The following is a 22,667-nucleotide window of genomic DNA, read 5'->3' on the forward strand; positions in this document are numbered from 1 at the left end:
TACCTCGAAATATCTGCCTCTGCCCCGTGGTGGAGCACCGTTTTGCGCTATATAGTCTGATCATGGATAGAACTGCAGGTCAAAAACGCCAACCGACGTCTTATCTTTACCCGCCGATCGAGCCTTTCGACCGGCGTATGCTGGACGTCGGCGATGGTCATCAGCTGTATATCGAGCAATCGGGCAATCCGCATGGGGTGCCCGTGGTGGTGTTTCACGGCGGGCCAGGGGGCGGATGCAGCCCTGCGATGCGGCGGTTCTTTGACCCCGCGCATTACCGGATCGTGTTGTTTGACCAACGCGGCTGCGGGCTGTCCAAGCCGCAGGCGTCGGTCGAGAATAACACGACATGGCATCTGGTCGCCGATATCGAGGCGATTCGGCAGGTTCTGGGTATTGAACGCTGGATCGTTTTCGGCGGTAGCTGGGGGGCGACTCTGGCGCTGATCTATGCCGAGACGCATCCCGACCATGTGCGCGCACTCGTGCTGCGCGGAGTGTTTCTGGCGATGGCGCGCGAGATCGACTGGTTCTATGGCGGGGGAGCGGGGCAGTTCTTCCCCGATCTGTGGAAACGGTTTTGCGAGCCGATCCCCGAAGAGGAGCGGGGCGATATGGTGGCCGCCTATCACAAGCGGCTCTTCAGTGGCGATTATGTGACCGAGGCCCGCCATGCCCGTATCTGGACGATGTGGGAGAACGCGCTGGCCTCGGTGGATACCGACGGCCATATGGGCGAGGCCCCTGCCGATTACGCTCGTGCTTTTGCGCGGCTGGAAAACCATTATTTTTCCAATCAGGCGTTCCTTGAGGAAGATGGCCAGATCCTGCGCGACCGTCACAAGATCGAGCATATCCCGACGATGATCGTGCAGGGCCGTATGGATATGATCTGCCCGCCCTATTCGGCATGGCGTCTGGCGCAGAACTGGCCGCTGGCCGAGTTGCAGATGGTGTCCGCCTCGGGACATGCGTTGTCGGAGCCGCGGATTACCCAAAGCCTTGTGGGGATCATGGACAGGCTGCGGCGCTGAGCGTGACGATTGTAAGGCGTATGTGCGGGGGCTTGCGCGAAACGCTTGCAAACAAGCCCGCGATGGGTTATAGACTTGCCCAACAGCGGCGTGTCGGGCTTGGCTCGGCATCCACCGAACCTATGCAACGGGCCGCTTGGCCCGTTTTTCTGTTTTCGGGTCAAGGCTTTCAACGAAGGACGGACATGACCGACCTCATCGCAAAGACCGCCATCGACCGGCGTCTGGCAGATATTGTTCAGCCCACCATCGAGGGGCTGGGTTTCGAGTTGATTCGTATCCGCCTGCAGGGCGGCAAGACGGCAACGCTCCAGATCATGGCAGATCGCCCCGAGGGTGGCATCATCGTGGATGATTGCGCCAAGATCTCGACGGCTGTCAGTGCTGTGCTGGATGTGGAAGACCCGATCGAGGATAATTACCACCTCGAAGTGTCTTCCCCCGGTATTGACCGCCCACTGACACGTCTGAAGGATTTCGATGTCTGGGAAGGCTATGAGGCCAAGGTCGAGACGTCGGAGATGATCGACGGGCGTCGCCGCTTCAAGGGCTTCATCCGCGGGACGGAAGGGGAAGAGGTTCTGCTCGAGATCGAAGAGCAGGGCGAGCCGGTGACCATCGGCTTGCAATTCGACTGGCTGTCGGATGCGAAACTTGTGCTGACCGACGAGTTGATTGACGAGATGCTGCGCCAGAAAAAGGCCTCTGGCGCAATTGATGAGACCGAATTCGACGAGATCGAAACGGATACGGATGCTTCCGACGAGGAGAAAGAGTGATGGCAATCACCTCTGCCAACCAGCTTGAACTGCTGCAGACCGCCGAGGCCGTGGCCCGCGAAAAGATGATCGACCCCGATCTGGTGATCGAGGCGATGGAAGATTCGCTGGCCCGTGCGGCAAAGTCCCGTTACGGCTCGGAAATGGACATTCGCGTCCATATCGACCGCAAGACCGGTCGTGCGACCTTCACCCGTGTGCGCACCGTTGTGGCGGATGAGGAGCTTGAGAACTATCAGGCAGAGCTGACCGTCAAGCAGGCCAAGCAATATAAGGCCGAGCCCGAGATCGGGGACGAGATCATCGACGAGGTTCCCCCTGTCGATCTGGGCCGTATCGCCGCGCAATCCGCCAAGCAGGTCATCCTGCAGCGCGTGCGCGAAGCCGAGCGTGACCGCCAGTATGAGGAATTCAAGGATCGCAAGGGCACCATCATCAACGGTGTGGTCAAGCGCGAGGAATATGGCAATATCATCGTCGATATCGGTCGTGGCGAGGGCATCCTGCGCCGCAACGAGAAGATCGGCCGTGAATCCTACCGCCCGAGCGACCGTATCCGCTGCTATGTAAAAGACGTGCGCCGCGAGACCCGTGGCCCGCAGATCTTCCTGTCGCGTACCGATCCGCAATTCATGGCGGAACTGTTCAAGATGGAAGTGCCGGAAATCTATGACGGCATCATCGAGATCAAGGCCGTGGCCCGTGATCCGGGATCGCGCGCGAAAATCGCCGTGATTTCCTATGATAACTCGATCGACCCCGTCGGCGCTTGCGTCGGTATGCGCGGGAGCCGTGTGCAGGCCGTCGTGGGCGAGCTACAGGGCGAGAAGATCGACATCATTCCGTGGAACGAAGACACCGCGACTTTCCTTGTGAATGCGCTGCAACCGGCAGAAGTGTCGAAAGTGGTGTTCGACGAGGAAGCCCAGAAGATCGAAGTGGTTGTGCCCGACGAACAGCTGTCGCTGGCCATCGGTCGCCGTGGTCAGAACGTGCGTCTGGCCTCGCAGCTGACCGGTCTCGATATCGACATCATGACCGAGGCCGAGGAATCGAGCCGCCGTCAGGCCGAATTTGCAGAGCGCACCAAGCTGTTCGTGGATGCACTTGATATCGACGAGTTCTTCGCCCAGCTTCTGGTCGCGGAAGGTTTTGCGAACCTCGAAGAAGTGGCTTATGTCGAAAGCGACGAGCTGCTGTCGATCGAGGGGATCGACGAAGGCACCGCCGAGGAACTTCAGGCCCGCGCGCGTGACTATATCGAAGAGCTCAATCGCAAGGCCATCGAGAGCGCCCGCGCGCTTGGTGCCGAGGACAGCCTGTTCGAGGTCGAGGGCCTGACCGCACCGATGGTCGAGGCACTGGCGAAAGACGGCGTGAAGACGCTGGAAGATTTCGCGACCTGCGCCGACTGGGAGCTGGCCGGTGGCTGGACCACCGTCGATGGCAAGCGCCAGAAGGATGACGGCCTGCTGGAATCCTTCGATGTGTCGCTGGAAGATGCGCAGAATATGGTGATGACCGCACGTGTGCAGCTGGGCTGGGTTGACCCGACCGAGCTGGAAGCACAGGCGGATGCCGCAGAAGAAGATGCGGCCGAGGGCGAAGAGCCCAAGGCCTAAGAGAAGGGGATCAGACCGATCATGAGCCGTGGTGGGCGAGACAAAGTAAATGACGAGCCGGAACGGCGCTGCATCGTCACGCAAGACGTGCAGCCCAAGGCCGGGCTTGTGCGTTTCGTGCTGGGGCCGGACGGTCTGATCTATCCCGATGTGGCAGAAAAGCTGCCAGGTCGGGGTATCTGGGTGACCTCGGATCGCGAGGTGATCGAGAAAGCTGCAACCAAGGGATTGTTCTCCCGCGGGGCAAAGGCCAAGGCGGAGGTGCCGGATAATCTGGCAGATCTTGTCGAAGAGGCCCTTGCACATCGCGTGGTTGAGCTTATCTCCTTGGTCAGGAAATCTGGCAAAGCCGTTTGTGGCTTTGAAAAGGTCAAGGGCTGGCTCGCGGAAGGTCGGGCAAAAGTGCTCTTCCAGGCCTCCGATGGATCGGAGCGCGGGAAGGGTAAGCTCTGGACCCCCGAGGGCGGCCGATGGTTCGGCTGTCTGACCAGCGCGGAATTGGGTTTGGCTTTTGGGCGCGATCGTGCAATACACGGCGCGCTTGGTTCTGGTGGACTCACTCCGCGTGTCATAACAGAAGCGGCAAGGCTTGCGGGGATGCGCAGGCAGGACGGCGGCAAAGCGGCAGCCAGTAAGGATACGAAGACGGCATGAGCGATACGGACGGCAAAAAAACCCTCGGTCTTGGTGGCGCACGCCCCGGTTCGGTGAAGCAAAGCTTCAGCCACGGGCGCACCAAGAGCGTGGTGGTGGAAACCAAGACCAAGAAACGGGTCGTGAACAAGCCTGCGGCCGCGGCGGCCGGTGGCAAGCCCTCCGGCTCGCGCCCGAATCTGGGCGACCCTAAAAAACGCCCTGCAGGCATCTCGGATGCCGAGATGGAGCGCCGCCTGAAGGCGCTGCAGGCTGCAAAAGCACGTGAGGCCGAAGAGGCCGCTGCCCGCGAAGCCGAGGAAAAGGCCCGCGAGGAAGAGCGCGAGCGTCGCCGTGCCGAGCAGGAAGCGAAAGAGAAAGAAGAGCGTGAGCGTGAAGAAGCGCTGCGCCTGAAAGCGGAAGAGGACGAGCGTAAAGCACGCGAGGCCGAACTGCGCGCCAAGAAAAAAGAAGAGGTCCGCAAGGCACCGAAGGCCGACGCACCTGCCGCGCCGCAAGACCGCGCTGCGGCCGAAGCAGCCGCAGCCCGTGCCGAGACCAAGGGCGTTTCGGCCTCGGGTCCGCGCAAGACCGACCGCGAGCGTGATCGCAACGAGCGGGATGCACGCGGCAAGGCGGCCAAGGATAACAGCCGCCGTGCAGGCAAGCTGTCGCTGAACGAAGCGCTTTCGGGCACCGAGGGGCGTCAGCGCTCGCTCGCGTCGATGAAGCGCAAGCAGGAACGTCAGCGCCAGAAGGGCATGGGCACGCAGCGCGCCGAGAAACAGGCGCGTGATGTCCAGCTGCCGGAAACCATTCTGGTGGGCGAACTGGCCAACCGTATGGCCGAGCGCACCGCGGATGTTGTCAAATCGCTCATGAAAATGGGCATGATGGTGACCGCGAACCAACCGCTGGATGCCGACACCGCAGAGCTGGTGATCGAAGAGTTCGGCCACCGCGCCGTCCGCGTGTCGGATTCGGATGTGGAACAGGTGATCGACACGGTTCAGGACAAGCCGGAAGACCTTCAGCCGCGTCCGCCGATCGTGACCATCATGGGCCACGTTGACCACGGCAAGACCTCGCTTCTGGATGCGATCCGCAATGCGAATGTCGTTTCGGGCGAAGCGGGCGGGATCACGCAGCATATCGGTGCCTATCAGGTGACCACCGAGCGCGGGTCGGTTCTGACCTTCCTTGACACCCCCGGCCACGCGGCGTTCACGTCGATGCGGGCGCGCGGTGCGAATGTGACCGACGTGGTCATTCTGGTCGTGGCGGCGGATGACTCGGTCATGCCGCAGACCATCGAGGCGATCAACCACGCGAAAGCGGCGAATGTGCCGATGATCGTGGCGATCAACAAGATCGACAAGCACGAGGCCAATGCGCAGCGTGTGCGCACCGAGCTTCTGCAGCATAACGTTGTTGTCGAAGAGATGGGCGGCGACGTGCAGACGGTTGAAGTGTCGGCCAAGACCGGTAAGGGGCTTGATACCCTGCTGGAGGCCATCGCGCTTCAGGCCGAAATTCTGGAACTGCAAGCCAACCCGAACCGTCAGGCGCAGGGTGCGGTGATCGAGGCCAAGCTCGATGTGGGCCGTGGTCCGGTCGCGACCGTTCTGGTGCAGCATGGTACTCTCAAACGCGGCGATATCTTCGTTGTGGGCGAGCAATGGGGTAAGGTCCGCGCGCTGATCAACGACCGCGGCGACCGTGTTGATGAAGCCGGCCCTTCGGTTCCGGTCGAGGTGCTTGGCCTTAACGGAACGCCGGAAGCAGGCGACGTGCTCAACGTGGTTGAAACCGAGGCACAGGCCCGCGAGATCGCGGATTACCGTATCTCGGCGGCCAAGGACAAACGTGCCGCAGCCGGTGCCGCCACCACGCTGGAACAGCTGATGGCGAAAGCCAAGGCCGATGAAAGCGTTTCGGAACTGGCCGTTGTGGTCAAGGCCGATGTGCAGGGCTCGACCGAGGCTATCGTTCAGGCGCTTGAAAAGATCGGCAATGACGAAGTGCGCGTGCGTGTCATCCATTCGGGTGTGGGCGCGATCACCGAATCCGACATCGGTCTGGCCGAAGCAAGTCAGGCACCGGTCATCGGCTTCAACGTCCGTGCAAATGCGCCGGCACGCAGCTCGGCCAACCAGAAGGGTGTCGAGATCCGTTATTACTCGATCATCTATGATCTGGTGGATGACATCAAAGCGGCCGCATCGGGCCTTCTGTCGGCAGAGATCCGCGAGAACTTCATCGGCTATGCCGAGATCAAGGAAGTCTTCAAGGTCACCGGCGTCGGCAAGGTCGCAGGCTGCTTGGTCACCGAAGGCGTTGCCCGCCGTTCGGCTGGCGTGCGTCTGCTGCGCGACAACGTGGTGATCCACGAAGGCACGCTGAAGACGCTCAAGCGCTTCAAGGACGAGGTCAAGGAAGTCATTTCCGGTCAGGAATGCGGTATGGCGTTCGAACGCTACGAAGATATCCGCCCCGGCGATGTGATCGAGATCTTCGAGCGCGAAGAGATCGAACGCTCGCTCTGATCGGCGGTCTGACATCCAAAAGAAAAAGGCGGCCCGCGTGGCCGCCTTTTTTATGCGCGTGGATCCGGTGGCAAAGGCCGTTGCGAGGCCCCGTCTGTTGCTCAGGGGCGGGGCAGGCCCGATGCCCGCCAGCCCGAAGAGTACCTATCGGGAAGCGGATGCGAAACGGGCCTGCTTTGGGTCTCACCATGCGGCAGATTGGCCCGCCTTGCGGTTCGCGCGGGGCTTAAAGCCCCAGCACATCCATCATGTCATATTGACCGGGGTCTTTGTCCTGCCCCCAGAGCGCGGCCTTCACCGCGCCACGGGCAAAGATGCCGCGGTCGGTGGCGATATGGCGCAGCACGATCCGTTCGCCCATGCCGGCAAACAGCACGTCATGTTCGCCCACGATATCGCCGCCACGAATGGCCGAAAACCCGATGGCGCCTTTCTCGCGCGCACCTGTAATGCCGTCGCGCCCCGATTCCTTATGGTCGGCAAGCGTGATGCCACGGCCTTCGGCGGCGGCCTCACCCAACATCAGCGCAGTGCCCGAGGGTGCATCGACCTTGCGGTTATGGTGGGCTTCGATCACCTCGATATCCCAATCCTCATCCAGCGCCTGAGCAACCTTTTTCGTCAACTGGGTCAGCAGGTTGACCCCAAGGCTCATATTGCCTGCGCGCACCTGCACGGCGTGGAAGGCGGCAGGCTTCAGCGCCTCGAGCTGGGCGTCGGTAAAGCCCGTGGTGCCGATCACATGGGTCGCGCGGGCCTGGGCTGCCAGTTCGGCAAATTCCAGCGTGGCTTCGGGCGTGGTGAAATCGATCACCGCCTGCGCCTTGGCAAAGGCCTTAAGCGCATCGTCGGTCACCACGACGCCGTGGCCCACGCCCATCAGCGCGCCCAGATCGCGGCCGGCCCAGTCATGGCCCGCCCGCACGACCGCGCCCACAAGGCGCGCCTTATCCGACGCCACGACGCTGCGGATCAGCATTTGCCCCATACGGCCCGACGCGCCGGTGATGACGATGCCCGGAAGTTCACCCATGGTTCTCTCTTTCGTTATTGGCCTTTCAGTTGGGCTCTTGCTTATCCTGCGGGCAGGGGCTTGGCAAAGCCTCATGCGACCTTGCGCCGCGCACAGGGGCCACGCGGCCATTGCACGAGACGCGGCAAATGAGTATGTGCGGAGTATGGCAAAGAACCGCTTCACTTCGGCCGAAGGGCCCTCTCAACGGCAGCTCCGCGTGGGCGAGCTGATCCGTCGTGCATTGTCTGACATCCTGCTGCGCGGCGATGTGCATGATCCCGACCTGTCCGGCGTGTCCGTGACGGTGGGGGAGGTGCGCTGTTCGCCCGATCTCAAAGTCGCGACCGCCTATGTTACCCCTCTGGGCGGCAAGGGCGAGGAGGGCCTGATCAAGGCGCTGGCCCGCAACAAGGGCGAGATCCGCCATATGGTGGGCAAGAGCCTGACCCTGAAATTCACCCCCGATCTGCGGTTCCGTCTGGACGAGACCTATGACCGCATGGATGAAACCCGCCGTTTGTTCTCGGATGAGAAGGTGCAGCGCGATGTGGCCCGTCACGATGACGAAGATGACGAAGATCTGGACTGAACTCGCCTTTCTGGGAGTTCTGGCAATGGGGGCGGGGCCGGTTCTGGCGGCCTCCGATGACCCGTGCCATCGGGTCGAGTTCGACTCGGCCGTCTTTACCGTCTGCGAGGCGGAGGCTGGCGATGATCTGCGGCTGTGGTGGAATGATCCGCAGGGCGCGCTGATCGGCACGCCCGACCGCCTGACCGAGCAGCTCAAGCCGGACGAGGTTCTGGCCTTTGCGATGAATGCGGGCATGTATCATGCGGATCGCCGCCCCGTGGGACTGTTCGTGGAGCAGGGGCGGGAAGAACGTCCGATTGTGACCTCCGAGGGGCCGGGCAATTTCGGCCTGCTGCCGAACGGGGTTTTCTGCATCGGCGAGGACCGGCTGCAGGTTATCGAATCGCGCAGCTATCGCGACAATCCGCCCGCGTGCAAATACGCGACGCAATCGGGGCCGATGCTGGTGATCGACGGGGCTCTGCATCCGAAGTTTCTGCCCGACAGTGATAGTCTGAACATCCGTAACGGGGTGGGTGTGTCTGCCGATGGCCAGCACGCGTGGTTCGCCATTTCCGAAACGCCGGTGAACTTCCACCTGTTCGCGCGCCTGTTCCGCGACAAGCTGGGCGCACGCAATGCGCTTTATTTCGATGGCAAGATCTCGCGGTTGGTCGATCCGTCGGAAAACCGCGCCGATTTCGGTGTGCCGATGGGGCCGATTGTCGGGCTGGTGCGCGCGGCCAAGCCTGCTGCATCACAGTCTGAATAAGGGCCGGATAGGGGCCGGTTGACCATCCGTCCCCCTTCGGCTAGCAGGACGCCTTGCAAACGGGCGCAAGCGAAGGGCGGACAAGGCAATGGCACGTAAAAAAGGTCGCGATGTTTCGGGCTGGCTGATCATCGACAAGCCTGCGGGGATGACCTCGACATCCGTTGTCAACAAGGTGCGTTGGGCGCTTGGCGCGAAGAAGGCGGGCCATGCGGGCACGCTGGACCCTGCGGCAACGGGGGTTCTGGCCGTGGCTCTGGGCGAGGCCACGAAGACTGTGCCCTATATTACCGATGCCGATAAATGCTACCGTTTTCAGGTGCGTCTTGGGGCGGCCACGAATACCGATGATGCCGAGGGCGAGGTGATCGAGACCTCCGAGACGCGCCCGAGCGATGACGAGATCCGTGCCGCTCTGCCGCAATTCACCGGCGATATCATGCAGGTGCCGCCGCAGTTTTCCGCCGTGAAGGTGGATGGCGAGCGTGCCTATGCCTTGGCCCGTAAGGGCGAGGAGATGGAGCTGGCAGCGCGCCCCCTCTGGGTCGAGAGCCTCGAACTGGTCTCGCGCGTGGATGCCGATACGATCGAGCTTGAGATGGTCTGTGGCAAGGGCGGTTATGTGCGCTCGATCGCCCGCGATCTGGGGCAAGTGCTGGGGTGCTTGGGCCATGTGCTCTGGCTCCGGCGCGAATGGTCCGGCCCGTTCGAGGCGGCGCAGGGGGTCAGCCTTGACGAGGTTGACCAGCTTGCCAAGACGCCCGAGCTTGATGCCAAGGTCCTGCCGCTGGAGATCGGTCTGGCCGACCTGCCCGAGCTGAAATGCACCCCCGATGGCGCGGTCCGTCTGCGCAATGGCAATCCGGGCATGGTTCTGGCCTCGGCCTGCGAATATGGCGACGAGGCTTGGGTGTCCTATGAGGGCGTGCCCTTGGCCGTGGGGGTCTACAAGGCGGGCGAATTGCACCCGAGCCGCGTGTTCAACCTGTAACCTGACGGGCCGGTGGATCTCCTCCGGCCTTTTCCTTGGCGAGAGGATGCCCCATGATCACGCGTGAATTCCTGAAAGGCGATGCGGCCTCGGTGGCGGTCTATTCCGACGACGAGCAGTATCGTTATCTTCTCACCCGTGTCTGGGACCCCGAGGGGCCGAGGGCGCTGTTTGTCATGCTCAACCCCTCGACCGCGACCGAGGTGCAGAACGACCCGACCGTCGAACGCTGCGAGAGGCGCGCGCGGGTTCTGGGCTTTGGTGCCTTTCGGGTGACCAATATCTTCGCCTATCGCGCGACCGATCCCAAGGTGATGCGCGCCCAGCCCGACCCTGTCGGCCCCGAAAACGACCGTGCCATTCTGGAGAGCCTCGACTGGGTGTCCGGCCCGCAGGACCGTGTGATCTGCGCATGGGGGGCGCATGGGGCGCATCTGGGGCGCGGAGCGGCGGTGGAGGCGCTGCTGCGCGGGGCGGATCGGGCGCTCTATCATCTTGGGTTGACGCAGGCCGGTGCGCCGAAACATCCGCTCTATATCGGTTATGCGCAGCAGCCGGTGCTCTGGGCCTGACTTAACCATCCGTGTATTTTTCATCACCACCGCTTATTTTGCCCTTAGGGAATCCGCGGGTGTTGCTGTAATGTTCTCGCGCGCAGGTGCCGCGAGGAGAATGGGATGTTGTTCTTTACAGGGTTGGTCGGTCTGTTGATGGCCGGTGCAGGGGCGGCTTTTGTGGGCAGTCACCGTTCGGAGGACACGGAGGAGGACCATCTTGCCGCTCCCGAAGCGGACGAGGCTCTGGCCGATGCGGTGGCCGAAGACCAGATCCTGTCCGGCAGTGCGGAGGATGACCATGTCAGCGGGGCCGGGGGCGATGACCAGATCAACGGCTATGGCGGGAATGACAGCCTGTATGGCGGTGCGGGCGACGACCAGCTTTGGGGCAGCGAGGGCGATGACGCCCTTTGGGGCGAGGCGGGAGAGGACACTCTGTCGGGAGAGCGTGGCGATGACAGCCTGCGGGGCGCGGACGGGGCGGATCTTCTGCGTGGCGGGCCGGGGCAGGACACGCTGTCGGGTGAGGCGGGCGAGGATTGTCTGCAGGGCGGCGAAGGCGATGATCTCCTTTCGGGGGGCGCGGGCGATGATGTCCTGCAAGGCGGGGCGGGGCAGGATACGCTGCATGGCGGGGCCGGTGCGAACGAGCTGGATGGCAATGGCGGCGATGATCTTCTGATCGGTGCGTCCGATCCCGAGGAGGATCAGGATGGCGCGGATTATCTGAATGGCGGCACGGGGGCCGACACGCTTGTGGCGGGCAGCGGCGACAGCCTCTCTGGCGGGGAAGATGCGGACAGTTTTGCACTCGGGTCCTGGATTTCAGCCGATCGCCCTGCCGTGATTTCCGATTTCGATGCGCAAGAGGACCGTCTCCTTGTGGTCTATGATCCGGCGCAGTCGCTTTCGCCCAGCCTGACACTGGAAGAGGATGCACAGGGCACATGGGTGACGCTTGACGGCCAGCGCGTGGCGCAGGTGCAGGGGGCAGAGGGGCTCTCGCTGGAAGATCTGCAACTGGTTACCCGCGCTGTTTTCGAACAGCAGACCGGCTTTGGCTGATTGCCCCTTTATTTTTGAGCGGATTCGGTGTAAAGGCGCCCATCGCTTTTGCAAGAGAGCGTGTTTTATGGACCCTGCTGGACGACATCCCGGCTTGTGCCCCCACCCTTAACCAAGGAGATTCCGATGTCGATCACCGTCGAAGACAAGAACGCCCTGATCAAAGAATATGCAACCAAAGAAGGCGACACCGGTTCGCCCGAAGTGCAAGTTGCAATCCTGACCAAGCGTATTGCCAACCTGACCGAGCACTTCAAAACCCACAAGAAGGACAACCACTCGCGTCGTGGCCTTCTGATGCTGGTTGCTCAGCGCCGTAAGCTGCTGGACTACCTGAAGGGCAAAGAAGAAGCACGTTACCAATCGCTCATCGAGCGTCTGGGTATCCGTCGCTAAGCGCCTCGCGCTGGTCTGTAAGGATCGGGACGCCCGCTGGTTTCAGCGGGCGTTTTCTTTTTGCGCGGTCTGGCGAATCATTATGCAAAGATATGCTGAAAATTTTGGCATTTTGACAAAAGTGCAAATCGACCAAATCAGCCCAATATCTGATCATAATGACCAATATGGATGTGTCATCTGGTCTATTTGACTTATTTGCATGATCTGGCTGTGTGTTATGTCTTTTTTCTTCGTTTTTTGGCTGGTCCGTGCAAGAGACCCGTAACGAAAAACAGAGGGGGAATTGATGAGTATCGGTATCTGGATCAGTCTCATCGCCTATTTTGCATTGATGCTGGGCATCGGCGTTTACGCATGGCGTAAATCCACATCGAATTCCGAAGAGTATATGCTGGGTGGCCGTGATCTGCCGCCGTCGGTTGCAGCCCTGTCGGCGGGCGCTTCGGATATGAGCGGCTGGCTCCTGCTGGGGTTGCCGGGCGCACTTTACGCATCGGGTCTGGTCGAAGCCTGGATCGGCATCGGCCTGTTCATCGGGGCGCTGTTCAACTGGATCATCGTGGCACCGCGCCTGCGCGAGCAGACCGAGCGCTATTCCAACAGCCTGACCATTCCGGCTTTCCTTGCCAACCGCTTCCCGACCCATGCCACCGCGCTGCGCATGGTGTCCGCGATCATCATCGTGGTGTTCTTTGCGGTCTATACGGCGTCGGGCCTTGTCGGCGGCGGCAAGCTTTATGCCAGCGCCTTCGGCGGTGACTATATGGTGGGCGTGTGCATCACGCTGGGCATCGTTCTGGTCTATACGGTCATCGGTGGCTTCCTTGCGGTGTCGCTGACCGACTTCGTGCAGGGCTTCATCATGATGCTCGCGCTGATCATCATGCCTGCCGTGATCCTGTATATGGGGCAGGGCAATGGTGTCGATCAGGCTGCGGCACGCCTGTCGGATATGCAGGAGGGCTATCTGTCGATGACGCATGGCCTGACCGCGATTGGCTGGCTCTCGGCGATGGCATGGGGGCTGGGCTATTTCGGCCAGCCGCATATCATCGTGCGGTTCATGGCTGTGCGCTCGGTCGCGGATGTACCGAAGGCCCGTAATATCGGCATGGGCTGGATGGCAATCTCGCTGCTGGGGGCGATCGGCGTGGGGATTTTCGGCCGCGCCTATGTAGAGCGTAACGGCATCACTGTTGATGACCCCGAGACCATCTTCATCCTGCTGTCGAACCTGCTGTTCCATCCGCTGGTCACCGGCTTCCTCTACGCAGCCCTTCTGGCGGCGATCATGTCGACCGTGTCCTCGCAGCTTCTGGTTTCGGCCTCGTCGATCTCGGAAGATTTCTACCGCATCGTGCTCAATCGTACCGCCTCCGACCGCGCTCTGGTGAATGTCGGGCGTCTGGCGACGGTTCTTGTCGGCGCGGTCGCGATCTGGATCGCCCGTGATCCGGGCTCCGAAGTGCTGGGGCTTGTGTCCAATGCCTGGGCCGGTTTCGGTGCGGCCTTCGGCCCGCTGGTGATCCTTGCGCTGACTTGGCCGCGCATGAACGGGGCAGGCGCGCTGGCCGGTCTGGTTGTCGGTGCCGGAACGGTGATCTTCTGGATCTATTCGGGTCTGGCGGCGTCGACCGGTCTTTACGAGATCATTCCGGGGTTTGTGGCGGCTTTCGTTGCTATTGTCGTGGTGACGCTGATCACACGGGATGCCGGCGAATACCGCGCAAAATAAGGCGCGACGCAGAAAAAGGAAAAGGCCGCGGCATTTGCTGCGGCTTTTTTCATTGGGGCAATGTTTCACGGGGAACGTTGGCAGCCGCCTTTCCCGAAGAGCGGCAGAGGGCATGCAAGGATTGCTTTTCATAAGCCGCATTTTCCTGTATGAGGCGAGGCATCTGAGACGTGACGCCCGAGCCCCCGGGGCACATGCACAGGATAGAGGGGCGGCGGCAATGGGGCCGCCATGCAAACGGGAGCCCACGGGATACGCCTGTGAGGTTTCCAGACAGGATACGCTGAATGTTCAACGTTACGAAAAAATCCATCCAGTGGGGCGAAGAGACCCTGACGCTGGAAACCGGCAAGGTGGCACGTCAGGCCGATGGGACCGTGATCGCCACGCTGGGCGAAACCTCGGTCATGGCCAACGTGACCTTCGCCAAGGCACCGAAGCCGGGTCAAGATTTCTTCCCGCTTACGGTTCACTACCAAGAGAAATATTACGCAGCCGGTAAGATCCCGGGTGGCTTCTTCAAACGCGAAGCACGCCCGACGGAAAAAGAGACGCTGACCGCGCGTCTGATCGACCGTCCCTGCCGCCCGCTGTTCGTTCCGGGCTTCAAGCATGAAGTGCTGGTCATGTGCACCGTGCTCAGCCACGATCTGGTCAACGAGCCCGATATCGTCGCGATGATCGCGGCCTCGGCGGCTCTGACCATCTCGGGCGTGCCCTTCATGGGCCCGATCGCGGCAGCGCGTGTTGGCTTCGTGGATGGGGAATATATCCTCAACCCCGAATGCGAGGACATGACCCAACTGCGCAACAACCCCGAGCAGCGCCTCGATCTGGTTGTCGCAGGCACCAAAGACGCCGTTATGATGGTGGAATCCGAAGCTTACGAGCTGTCGGAAGAAGAAATGCTCGGCGCGGTCAAATTCGGCCATGACGCGATGCAGCCGGTTCTGGACCTGATCATCGATCTGGCCGAAGCCTGCGCGAAAGAGCCCTTCGACTTCGTTCCGCCGAACTATGACGAGCTCTATGGCAAGGTCAAAGCGGCTGGCGAGACCCAGATGCGCGCCGCCTTCGCGATCAAGGACAAGCAAGAGCGTTCGAATGCGATCTCTGCTGCCGTGACCGCAATTAAAGAAGCGCTGTCGGAAGAAGATCGCGAAGACGCGAATCTCGGTTCGGCGATCAAGAAGCTGGAATCGGGCATCCTGCGCGGTGACATCATCAATGGTGGCGCCCGTATCGACGGTCGTGACAAAACCACCGTGCGTCCGATCACCTCGGAAGTGGGCATCCTGCCGCGTACCCACGGTTCGGCTCTGTTCACCCGTGGCGAGACCCAAGGTCTGGTCGTGACCACGCTGGGCACCGGCGATGACGAGCAGATCATCGACGCGCTGGAAGGCAACTACCGCTCGAACTTCCTGCTGCACTATAACTTCCCTCCCTATTCGGTGGGCGAAGTTGGCCGCGTGGGTTCGCCGGGCCGTCGTGAAATCGGTCACGGCAAGCTGGCATGGCGCGCGCTGCAAGCGGTGCTGCCGGCAGCAACCGACTTCCCCTACACCATCCGCGTTGTCTCCGAGATCACCGAATCGAATGGTTCGTCCTCGATGGCTTCGGTCTGCGGCGGCTCGCTGTCGATGATGGATGCGGGCGTTCCGCTGAAAGCTCCGGTGGCAGGCGTTGCGATGGGCCTGATCCTTGAAGACGACGGTCGCTATGCGGTCCTCACCGACATCTTGGGTGACGAAGACCACCTTGGCGATATGGACTTCAAAGTGGCGGGTACCGAAAACGGCATCACCTCGCTGCAGATGGACATCAAGGTTGCAGGCATCACCCCCGCGATCATGGAGCAGGCTCTGGCGCAGGCCAAAGACGGCCGCATGACCATTCTGGGCGAGATGAACAAGGCGCTGTCCGCGGGCCGCACCGAGTTCTCCGAGCACGCACCGCGCATCGAGACGATGCAGATCCCGACCGACAAGATCCGTGAAGTGATCGGCTCGGGCGGTAAGGTCATCCGCGAGATCGTGGAAACCTCGGGCGCGAAAGTGGACATCAATGACGACGGCATCATCAAGATCGCCTCGGCCAATGGTGAAGCCATCAAGAAGGCCTATGACATGATCTATTCGATCGTGGCAGAGCCGGAAGAAGGCAAGATCTACACCGGTAAGGTCGTGAAGCTCGTCGATTTCGGCGCCTTCGTGAACTTCTTCGGCAAGCGTGACGGCCTCGTCCACGTGTCGCAGATCGCCAACAAGCGCCTGAACCACCCCTCGGATATCCTCAAAGAGGGTCAAGAGGTGAAGGTCAAACTGCTGGGCTTCGACGATCGCGGCAAGGTGCGCCTTGGCATGAAGATGGTCGACCAAGAAACCGGCGAAGAAATCGCGCCGGAGAAAAAAGAAGAAAAAGCAGACTGATCTGCGCTTTTCGATGATTGTGAGGGGCGTGGTTCATGCCCCTCATTTACTATTTCAGGCCCTTTGCCCCGCGCGCTTTCGTGCAATGGCCTGTGGAGCAGGACAGTGACGCAGACATCCTATTTGCCGCCCAAGAAAACCCCCTCGGAAAAATTTGTTCGTGAAATAAAACGGCTCGGGCGTCAGATTTATTTCAAGTTCATGCCCTATTGGGGGCATGTGACGCGCATGATCTGTGATTTGCAGCGCAGTCGTAAGGTCCATGTGATCGAAGGGCAGCAGGTCGCAACGCAGGATGTGGTCGTTTTGCTGGTCTATCAGCCTAAAGGCATTCTGGCGTCGACCTATTGGCAACTCGACTGGCTGGCCAAGCAGGGGCTGTCGGTGGTTCTGGTCTCGAATACCAAGATCTCCGATGCCGATAAGGCAAAGCTTTCCCCGCTGACCCGTCTCATCGTGGAGCGCCCGAATATCGGCTATGATTTCGGTGGCTATCGCGAGGGCGTCTTGCAGGTTCTCGACCGCAAGATGGCCCCGCGCAACCTCTATGTCATGAATGACAGTATGTGGTTCCCGCTTTCGGAAGACTCCGATGTGATCGACCAAAGCCGTGCTGCGCCCGAAGATGTCTGGGGGTTGTTTGTCGATCTGGACTGGCGGCACCGGAAGGCGGGAAACCATCACCGGACCCATGTGCAGTCCTATTTCTTCCGCTTCTCGCAGAAGGTTGTGCAGGACCCGCGATTTGACCGGTATTGGCGCAAGATGTCGATCGTTAATGACAAGCGCCTTGTGATCAAGATGCGCGAGTTGAAACTTGCCAACCATTTTGCGGATCTCGGTTTCAGCGTTGGCGGGTTGCATAGCTGGGCAGAGGTGCGCGATTTCCTGATCAATCTCGACGATGAAGAGATGATGGACGCGATTTTGCGCCTGCAATGCAGCGTGAAGCGCCATGATGCGCGGATTATCCAGCCGCTTCTCGAGCGGGGGGATATGACCGCGCTTCAGATCCGTGATGCGCTGAGCGACAAGATCGAGGCAACCAATCTTTTTGTCTTTTCTACGGCGCTGCATCCCTATGTGATGCGGTCTCTGGGCTTTCCTTTCCTGAAAAAACAGCGGGTGGCTGAAATGATCGGGGCACGGGCCAAGATCCTTGAACTGGGGCTGGAAGCCGAGTTTCCGCCCGCAATCCGCGATGAGGTCGCGGTCTGGGACAAGAACTGAAATCTCTAGGGAGAGCGGGATGACCGATCCGGTGCTGATCCTCACCATGAAATGGGGCACGCTCTATGGTCCCGAATATGTCAACCGGCTGGCGGCGGGGGTGCGGCAGCATCTGGGCCGCCCGCACCGGTTCATCTGCTTTACCGATGATGCCTCGGGGCTGGACAGCCGGATCGAGGCGTTGCCTTTGCCCGAGTTGGGCTTGGCGAAGGGCAAGACCGACACCCGTTGGCGCAAGCTGGCGCTGTTTCGCGAGGATCTGGCAGGGCTATCGGGGACGGCGCTGTTTCTCGACCTTGATCAGGTGATCGTGGGGCCGCTCGATGCGTTTTTCGAGCTGGACGGCCCCTTCCGCATCATCCGCGACGATGATCTTTTCCGGCACAAGCCCCTGCGCAAGGTGAATGCCGAACGCGATGCCTTCCTGCATTCGGTCGGCAACAGCTCGGTCTTCCGTTACGAAATCGGCGCGCATAGCTATATCCTTGACGCCTATCTGGCCGATCCCGAGGCCGCGACCCGTGATTACGAGATCAGCCAGCAGTTCCAGTCGGCGCAACTGGCAAAGCATGGTCATCTGGCCTATTGGCCCAAGGGCTGGTGCGTGAGTTTCAAGAATGATTGCGTGCCGCGCGGGCTGAAAAGCTATCTGGCCGATCCCACGCTGCCGGAGGGCGCCAAGATCGTCTGTTTCGCGGGCAATCCCAAAATGACCGATGCGCTGAACGGGCGGGGCGGAAAATGGTATCGCCGGATCGGGGATGTCTCTTGGCTGAAACAGGCATGGGAGGCCCCGAATGGCTGAGCCGAACTGGTTTCGCTATCTGAAATGGCGCAGGCGCGTGGCCAAGGCACGGCGCGAGGTTCTGTCTCGCAAGGGGCAGGGCAGGCCGCATGGGCTGGCGGGGCGCCTGATCGTGTCGCTGACCAGCTATCCGCCACGTTTCGGCTCGCTGGAGATCACGCTGCGCTCGATCCTGACGCAGAGCGTTGCTCCTGACGAGGTTATCTTGTGGCTGGAACCCGGCCATGAAGAACAACTGCCGCCTGCTATCCGTGCCTTGCCGGGACTAAGTATCCGCAGCCACGAGTTCCTGCGCTCGTATATGAAGATCATCCCGACGCTTCTGGCCTATCCGGAGGCGACCATCGTGACCTTCGATGACGATGTCTATTACCCTCGCGACTGGCTGGAGCGGCTGGTCGAGGCCGCCAAGGCGTCTCCGCGCCAGATCATGGTGCACCGCGCCCATCGGTTTACGGTTAGGGACGGGCAGCCTCTGCCCTATGGCGCGTGGCAAAAGAATATCTCGGAAACGGAAAGCGCCGCGGATGTGTTTCTGACGGGGGTGCATGGGGTGCTTTACCCGCCCCATAGCCTGTATAAGGATGTGACGCGCAAAGAGCTGTTCATGACGCTCGCGCCGATGGCCGATGATGTCTGGCTTTACTGGATGGCACGGATGCAGGGCACGCTGATCCGGCATGTCGGGGGGCGGACGCGGATCATCGAATGGCCGGGCTCGCAGGAGGTCAGCCTGAAGTCCTTCAATATCAACGAAGAGACGCGGGGCAATGATCAGGCAATCGCGGGCATGATGGGCCATTACGGCCTGCCCGAGCCGCGCAGTTGAGCCAAGCCCATAAAAAAAGCCCGCATATCGATGCGGGCTTTTTCAAACCATGTGCCGTGTTTCAGTTCTGCTGTTTTGCGAAACGCAGATAAGGCAGCTTGATATCCAGATCGCCGTATTTCGCTTTGGCATCGTCATCCGACACCGAAAGCGCCACGATCACGTCCTGCCCCGGCACCCAGTTTGCGGGGGTGGCAAACGGCACGCCATCGGTTGCCCGAACGGCATCCAGCGCGCGCAGGATCTCGGCGAAGTTGCGGCCCACCGACATCGGGTAGGTCATCGTCAGGCGGACCTTCTTGTCCGGCCCGATGATATAGACGGTACGCACGGTCGCGGTATTGGCGGGGGTGCGGTTGGCTTCGGGCAGATAGAAATCTGCGGGCAGCATGTCATAGGCTTTCGACACGGTTAGCGAGGTGTCGTCGATGATCGGGAAACCGGCTTTCGCGCCCGAGAAGGACTCGATGTCGTTTTTCCATTTCACATGCTCTTCGACCGTGTCCACCGACACACCGATAACCTTGGTGTTCCGCTTGGCCCATTCATCGGCCAACTGTGCGACAGCGCCGAATTCGGTGGTGCAAACAGGGGTGAAGTCACGCGGATGCGAGAACAGCACGACATAGCCATCGCCGATGTAATCGTGAAACTTGATCTCGCCTTCGGTCGAAGGCGCGGTGAAATCGGGGGCGATATCGTTGATGCGCAGTCCCATAGAGTCCTCCATCTGAAATCTCTGCCCCAGATATAGGCGCAGCCTCCGGCTTTGCCCAGCCTGTGCCATTGAATTGCGCAAATTTGCACGGCTCTATTCCCGCTTTGCATGGCGGAATGCGCTTTCGGTCCCTTGCGTCTCTGGCCGCTTTCAGACAGGCTGCGCGCGAAATAGGAGTCTGCTCATGATCGAGAAACGTCAGTTTTACATCAATGGTGAATGGGTTGCGCCGCTGGCCCCGCGCGACCACGACGTCATTGATCCGTCCACCGAAGAAGCCTGCGCCATTATCAGCCTTGGCACCAGTGCCGATGTCGATGTCGCCGTCAAGGCCGCCAAGGACGCGCTGCCTGCATGGCGCGCGACGCCCCCCGCCGAGCGTATCGCCTATGTCGAGCGTCTGCTCGAGGTCTATAAGGCCCGCCAGCAGGAGATGGCCGAGGCGATCAGCCTTGAAATGGGCGCGCCGATCGATCTGGCCTTCGCCGCGCAGGCCGGAGCCGGTATCAGCCATATCACCAACTGCCTGACGGCGGCGAAATCCTTCGAGTGGCTGCACCCGCTGGGCGATGGCACGCCGGGCGCGATGATCGGCTATCAGCCGATTGGCGTTGTGGGTCTGATCACCCCGTGGAACTGGCCGATGAATCAGGTCACGCTGAAGGTGGCTCCGGCGCTTGTGGCGGGCTGCACCATGGTGCTGAAGCCTTCGGAAGAGGCGCCGCTCAGCTCGATGCTCTTCGCCGAATTCGTGCATGAGGCAGGCATCCCCGCAGGCGTGTTCAACCTTGTGAACGGCGATGGCATGGGCGTGGGCACCGCGCTTTCGGGCCATGTGGATATCGAGATGATCTCCTTTACCGGTTCCACCCGCGCAGGCCGTGCGATCTCGAAAAATGCCGCCGAGACGCTGAAGCGCGTCGCGCTTGAGCTGGGTGGCAAGGGCGCGAACCTTGTGTTTGCCGATGCCGATGATGCGGCTGTGGAACGTGGCGTGAAGCATATGTTCAACAACTCCGGCCAAAGCTGCAATGCGCCCTCCCGTATGCTGGTCGAGCGCGCGATCTATCCGCAAGCGCTGGAAATCGCGAAGAAAGTGGCCGAGGAAACCAAGGTCGGCAATCCGCGCGAGCATGGCAAACATATCGGTCCGGTGATCAACAAGTCGCAATACGACAAGATCCAGGGGTTGATCGAGAAGGGCATTGCCGAGGGCGCGACCCTTCTGGCCGGTGGTCCGGGTCTGCCCGAGGGTGTGAACCGTGGCTATTACGTCCGCCCGACGGTCTTTGCCGATTGTACGCCGGATATGAGCATCATGAACGAAGAGATCTTCGGACCGGTGCTGTCGATCATGCCCTTCGATACGGAAGAAGAGGCTGTGAAAGTGGCCAATGACACCGAATACGGGCTGACCAACTATGCGCAGACCCAAGACCCTGAGCGTCTGCGCCGCATGGCCATGCAGCTTCAGGCGGGCATGATCGAGCTGAACGGTCAATCGCGCGGGGCGGGTTCGCCCTTCGGCGGGATCAAGGCCTCGGGTCGTGCGCGCGAAGGCGGGCGCTGGGGCATCGAAGAGTTCTGCGATGTGATCGCGATCTCGGGCTATGCTGCCGAATAATCCGGCCGGATATCTGGTCTGAAAAAGTGGAAAGCCGGAGCCTCATGCTCCGGCTTTTTCTTCAGGCGGGTTTGACTTGGGCGACGGCCTCTAGCAGAGCCTCCGAGATGAACTCCAGATCGGGCTGCGTCAGCCGCGCCGGCAGGCGGATGTCACAGGCGCGCATCAGCATGGCGCGGGTCTTGGGCAGCTCGGGCAGCTCGCCCAAAAACTGCCAGTTCCAGAAGGCGCGGGCATTATCGGTCGATAGCCCGAAGACCGAAACCGACACCCCCCGTGCTTTTGCCTCGGCCTGAAAGGCGCGGGCCTCGTCGTCGCTCCATTCCCCAGCCAGCAGGAATTGCAGCGAATCCGGTGCGCGGGTTTCAGGCGGCAGGGCAGGCGGCACCTTCAGCCAGCGGCTTTCCCCCAGACGGGCGGCCACATGGTCATGGTTGCGCAGCCCATCGCGCGCGCGGCGGGTGATCTCGCCGATCTGCGGCAGCAGGATCGCCGCCGACAGGTTCTGCATCCGGCAGTTATAGAGCGGCAGTTTGTTCTGCCACGCCTCGCAGCGCGTCATCAGGCCCGAGTGCTTTTTCCAGTTATGCTCATAGGCGCCTGACATGATGATGGCGCGTGCGGCCAGATCGGGGTCATCGGTGATCATCACCCCGCCTTCACCCGCGTTCAGAAGCTTGTAGCTTTGGAAGGAGAAACAGCCGATGCGCCCGATCGTGCCGATCTTGCGGTTGTGCCAGCGGGTGCCAAGACTATGGGCGGCATCCTCGATCACCGGCAGGCCATGCGCCTCGGCCTGTTCCATGATGGCATCCATATCCGAGGTATGGCCCCGCATATGGCTGATCAGCACGGCATCGGCGCTGGCGATCTTGGCGGCGAAATCCTCAAGGTCGATGCGGAAATCCTCGCCCACCTCGACCAGAACCGGCACGCCGCCCGCATGAATGATAGCCGAGGGCACGGCGGCAAAGGTAAAGGCCGGCACCAGAACCCGCGCGCCCAAAGGCAGATCCAGCGCCTTCATCGCCAGAAACAGCGCCTGCGAACAGCTGGACACAGCCACCGCATAGCGGACCCCCATATGGGCGGCGAAGGCCTCTTCGAGCCGCGCGACAGGCGAACCTTCGGAGGTATAGCGGAACAGGTCTCCCGTGGTCAGCAGGCGGTCGATCTCGGCGCGGGCGGCTTCGGGGATCGGCTCGGCGTCATAGCAGTTGGGGGCGATCTGTGCATCGCGTGGCATGAGGGTCTCCTGACACAATTTGCAGCTTCATTGCCCGAGCAGTATGCTAAGGCCAAGTGAAACT

The 22,667-nt window shown here is 61.1% G+C and carries 20 protein-coding genes; 17 read left to right on the plus strand and 3 right to left on the minus strand.

The genetic code is table 11. The features are described 5' to 3' along the window. Positions 1–62 precede the first annotated feature (62 nt). The 5 genes from pip (at position 63) to infB (ending at position 6,614) form a co-directional block, all read left to right on the plus strand. Positions 63–1,034 (plus strand): prolyl aminopeptidase, encoded by a 972-nt coding sequence (gene pip, locus WDB88_RS03455; RefSeq protein ID WP_339108804.1) that lies wholly within the window; start codon positions 63–65, stop codon positions 1,032–1,034. A 185-nt stretch (positions 1,035–1,219) separates the two neighbouring features. Beyond that, on the plus strand, positions 1,220–1,813 hold the full coding sequence (rimP, locus tag WDB88_RS03460; protein WP_339108805.1) for a ribosome maturation factor RimP: 594 nt from the start codon (positions 1,220–1,222) through the stop codon (positions 1,811–1,813). Next, positions 1,813–3,435, plus strand: coding sequence for a transcription termination factor NusA (gene nusA / locus WDB88_RS03465; RefSeq protein ID WP_339108806.1), 1,623 nt, complete (start codon positions 1,813–1,815; stop codon positions 3,433–3,435). The genes rimP and nusA overlap by 1 nt, the downstream gene beginning before the upstream one ends. Positions 3,436–3,456: 21 nt before the next feature. Beyond that, complete coding sequence (locus WDB88_RS03470) at positions 3,457–4,089, plus strand: RNA-binding protein (protein WP_339108807.1); 633 nt, start codon at positions 3,457–3,459, stop codon at positions 4,087–4,089. Next, positions 4,086–6,614 (plus strand): translation initiation factor IF-2, encoded by a 2,529-nt coding sequence (infB, locus tag WDB88_RS03475; protein WP_339108808.1) that lies wholly within the window; start codon positions 4,086–4,088, stop codon positions 6,612–6,614. The genes WDB88_RS03470 and infB overlap by 4 nt, the downstream gene beginning before the upstream one ends. A 226-nt stretch (positions 6,615–6,840) precedes the next feature. Here infB and dapB read toward each other — a convergent pair whose 3' ends face one another. Next, positions 6,841–7,647 (minus strand): 4-hydroxy-tetrahydrodipicolinate reductase, encoded by an 807-nt coding sequence (dapB, locus tag WDB88_RS03480; RefSeq protein WP_339108809.1) that lies wholly within the window; start codon positions 7,645–7,647, stop codon positions 6,841–6,843. A gap of 145 nt (positions 7,648–7,792) precedes the next feature. Here dapB and rbfA point away from each other — a divergent pair, with 145 nt between their 5' ends. The 11 genes from rbfA (at position 7,793) to WDB88_RS03535 (ending at position 19,015) form a co-directional block, all read left to right on the plus strand. Beyond that, positions 7,793–8,218, plus strand: coding sequence for a 30S ribosome-binding factor RbfA (rbfA, locus tag WDB88_RS03485; protein WP_339108810.1), 426 nt, complete (start codon positions 7,793–7,795; stop codon positions 8,216–8,218). A gap of 25 nt (positions 8,219–8,243) precedes the next feature. Further along, positions 8,244–8,972, plus strand: coding sequence for a phosphodiester glycosidase family protein (locus tag WDB88_RS03490; protein WP_339109461.1), 729 nt, complete (start codon positions 8,244–8,246; stop codon positions 8,970–8,972). 88 nt (positions 8,973–9,060) lie between these two features. After that, positions 9,061–9,963, plus strand: a complete 903-nt coding sequence (gene truB / locus WDB88_RS03495) for a tRNA pseudouridine(55) synthase TruB (RefSeq protein ID WP_339108812.1) — start codon at positions 9,061–9,063, stop codon at positions 9,961–9,963. Between the two features lie 53 nt (positions 9,964–10,016). Continuing rightward, positions 10,017–10,535, plus strand: a complete 519-nt coding sequence (locus WDB88_RS03500; RefSeq protein ID WP_339108813.1) for a DUF1643 domain-containing protein — start codon at positions 10,017–10,019, stop codon at positions 10,533–10,535. A 105-nt stretch (positions 10,536–10,640) separates the two neighbouring features. Beyond that, positions 10,641–11,585 carry a calcium-binding protein gene (locus tag WDB88_RS03505; RefSeq protein WP_339108814.1) on the plus strand — a complete coding sequence of 315 codons (945 nt, stop codon included), beginning with the start codon at positions 10,641–10,643 and terminating at the stop codon, positions 11,583–11,585. A gap of 126 nt (positions 11,586–11,711) precedes the next feature. Further along, positions 11,712–11,981, plus strand: a complete 270-nt coding sequence (gene rpsO / locus WDB88_RS03510; RefSeq protein WP_339108815.1) for a 30S ribosomal protein S15 — start codon at positions 11,712–11,714, stop codon at positions 11,979–11,981. Between the two features lie 289 nt (positions 11,982–12,270). After that, complete coding sequence (gene putP / locus WDB88_RS03515) at positions 12,271–13,719, plus strand: sodium/proline symporter PutP (protein ID WP_339108816.1); 1,449 nt, start codon at positions 12,271–12,273, stop codon at positions 13,717–13,719. Between the two features lie 287 nt (positions 13,720–14,006). Further along, complete coding sequence (gene pnp, locus WDB88_RS03520) at positions 14,007–16,151, plus strand: polyribonucleotide nucleotidyltransferase (RefSeq protein ID WP_339108817.1); 2,145 nt, start codon at positions 14,007–14,009, stop codon at positions 16,149–16,151. 105 nt (positions 16,152–16,256) lie between these two features. After that, the gene (locus tag WDB88_RS03525; RefSeq protein WP_339108818.1) at positions 16,257–17,381 is read left to right on the plus strand and encodes a rhamnan synthesis F family protein; all 1,125 of its coding nucleotides are present in this window, start codon (positions 16,257–16,259) and stop codon (positions 17,379–17,381) included. Between the two features lie 19 nt (positions 17,382–17,400). Further along, complete coding sequence (locus WDB88_RS03530) at positions 17,401–18,186, plus strand: hypothetical protein (RefSeq protein WP_339108819.1); 786 nt, start codon at positions 17,401–17,403, stop codon at positions 18,184–18,186. Beyond that, complete coding sequence (locus WDB88_RS03535) at positions 18,179–19,015, plus strand: glycosyltransferase family 2 protein (protein WP_339108820.1); 837 nt, start codon at positions 18,179–18,181, stop codon at positions 19,013–19,015. Before WDB88_RS03530 ends, WDB88_RS03535 begins: the two co-directional genes overlap by 8 nt. Positions 19,016–19,076: 61 nt before the next feature. Here WDB88_RS03535 and WDB88_RS03540 read toward each other — a convergent pair whose 3' ends face one another. Continuing rightward, positions 19,077–19,733 (minus strand): peroxiredoxin, encoded by a 657-nt coding sequence (locus WDB88_RS03540; protein WP_339108821.1) that lies wholly within the window; start codon positions 19,731–19,733, stop codon positions 19,077–19,079. A 184-nt stretch (positions 19,734–19,917) separates the two neighbouring features. Here WDB88_RS03540 and WDB88_RS03545 point away from each other — a divergent pair, with 184 nt between their 5' ends. After that, positions 19,918–21,357 (plus strand): aldehyde dehydrogenase family protein, encoded by a 1,440-nt coding sequence (locus WDB88_RS03545; RefSeq protein WP_339108822.1) that lies wholly within the window; start codon positions 19,918–19,920, stop codon positions 21,355–21,357. Positions 21,358–21,418: 61 nt separating this feature from the next. Here the strand turns inward: WDB88_RS03545 and WDB88_RS03550 are convergent, their stop codons facing one another. After that, positions 21,419–22,603 carry an aminotransferase class I/II-fold pyridoxal phosphate-dependent enzyme gene (locus WDB88_RS03550; RefSeq protein ID WP_339108823.1) on the minus strand — a complete coding sequence of 395 codons (1,185 nt, stop codon included), beginning with the start codon at positions 22,601–22,603 and terminating at the stop codon, positions 21,419–21,421. Between the last annotated feature and the right edge of the window lie 64 nt (positions 22,604–22,667).

The organism is Thioclava sp. GXIMD4216 (assembly GCF_037949285.1).
GTDB lineage: Bacteria > Pseudomonadota > Alphaproteobacteria > Rhodobacterales > Rhodobacteraceae > Thioclava > Thioclava litoralis.

Bases quoted from the DNA above. Each gene is read 5' to 3' on its own strand.
- WDB88_RS03545 (WP_339108822.1), top strand. From the start codon at position 19,918: ATGATCGAGAAACGTCAGTTTTACATCAATGGTGAATGGGTTGCGCCG.
- WDB88_RS03500 (WP_339108813.1), top strand. From the start codon at position 10,017: ATGATCACGCGTGAATTCCTGAAAGGCGATGCGGCCTCGGTGGCGGTC.
- WDB88_RS03540 (WP_339108821.1), bottom strand. From the start codon at position 19,733: ATGGGACTGCGCATCAACGATATCGCCCCCGATTTCACCGCGCCTTCG.
- WDB88_RS03530 (WP_339108819.1), top strand. From the start codon at position 17,401: ATGACCGATCCGGTGCTGATCCTCACCATGAAATGGGGCACGCTCTAT.
- rimP (WP_339108805.1), top strand. From the start codon at position 1,220: ATGACCGACCTCATCGCAAAGACCGCCATCGACCGGCGTCTGGCAGAT.
- putP (WP_339108816.1), top strand. From the start codon at position 12,271: ATGAGTATCGGTATCTGGATCAGTCTCATCGCCTATTTTGCATTGATG.
- pnp (WP_339108817.1), top strand. From the start codon at position 14,007: ATGTTCAACGTTACGAAAAAATCCATCCAGTGGGGCGAAGAGACCCTG.
- WDB88_RS03535 (WP_339108820.1), top strand. From the start codon at position 18,179: ATGGCTGAGCCGAACTGGTTTCGCTATCTGAAATGGCGCAGGCGCGTG.
- pip (WP_339108804.1), top strand. From the start codon at position 63: ATGGATAGAACTGCAGGTCAAAAACGCCAACCGACGTCTTATCTTTAC.
- truB (WP_339108812.1), top strand. From the start codon at position 9,061: ATGGCACGTAAAAAAGGTCGCGATGTTTCGGGCTGGCTGATCATCGAC.
- rbfA (WP_339108810.1), top strand. From the start codon at position 7,793: ATGGCAAAGAACCGCTTCACTTCGGCCGAAGGGCCCTCTCAACGGCAG.
- WDB88_RS03470 (WP_339108807.1), top strand. From the start codon at position 3,457: ATGAGCCGTGGTGGGCGAGACAAAGTAAATGACGAGCCGGAACGGCGC.
- WDB88_RS03490 (WP_339109461.1), top strand. From the start codon at position 8,244: ATGGGGGCGGGGCCGGTTCTGGCGGCCTCCGATGACCCGTGCCATCGG.
- WDB88_RS03550 (WP_339108823.1), bottom strand. From the start codon at position 22,603: ATGCCACGCGATGCACAGATCGCCCCCAACTGCTATGACGCCGAGCCG.
- dapB (WP_339108809.1), bottom strand. From the start codon at position 7,647: ATGGGTGAACTTCCGGGCATCGTCATCACCGGCGCGTCGGGCCGTATG.
- nusA (WP_339108806.1), top strand. From the start codon at position 1,813: ATGGCAATCACCTCTGCCAACCAGCTTGAACTGCTGCAGACCGCCGAG.
- infB (WP_339108808.1), top strand. From the start codon at position 4,086: ATGAGCGATACGGACGGCAAAAAAACCCTCGGTCTTGGTGGCGCACGC.
- rpsO (WP_339108815.1), top strand. From the start codon at position 11,712: ATGTCGATCACCGTCGAAGACAAGAACGCCCTGATCAAAGAATATGCA.
- WDB88_RS03505 (WP_339108814.1), top strand. From the start codon at position 10,641: ATGTTGTTCTTTACAGGGTTGGTCGGTCTGTTGATGGCCGGTGCAGGG.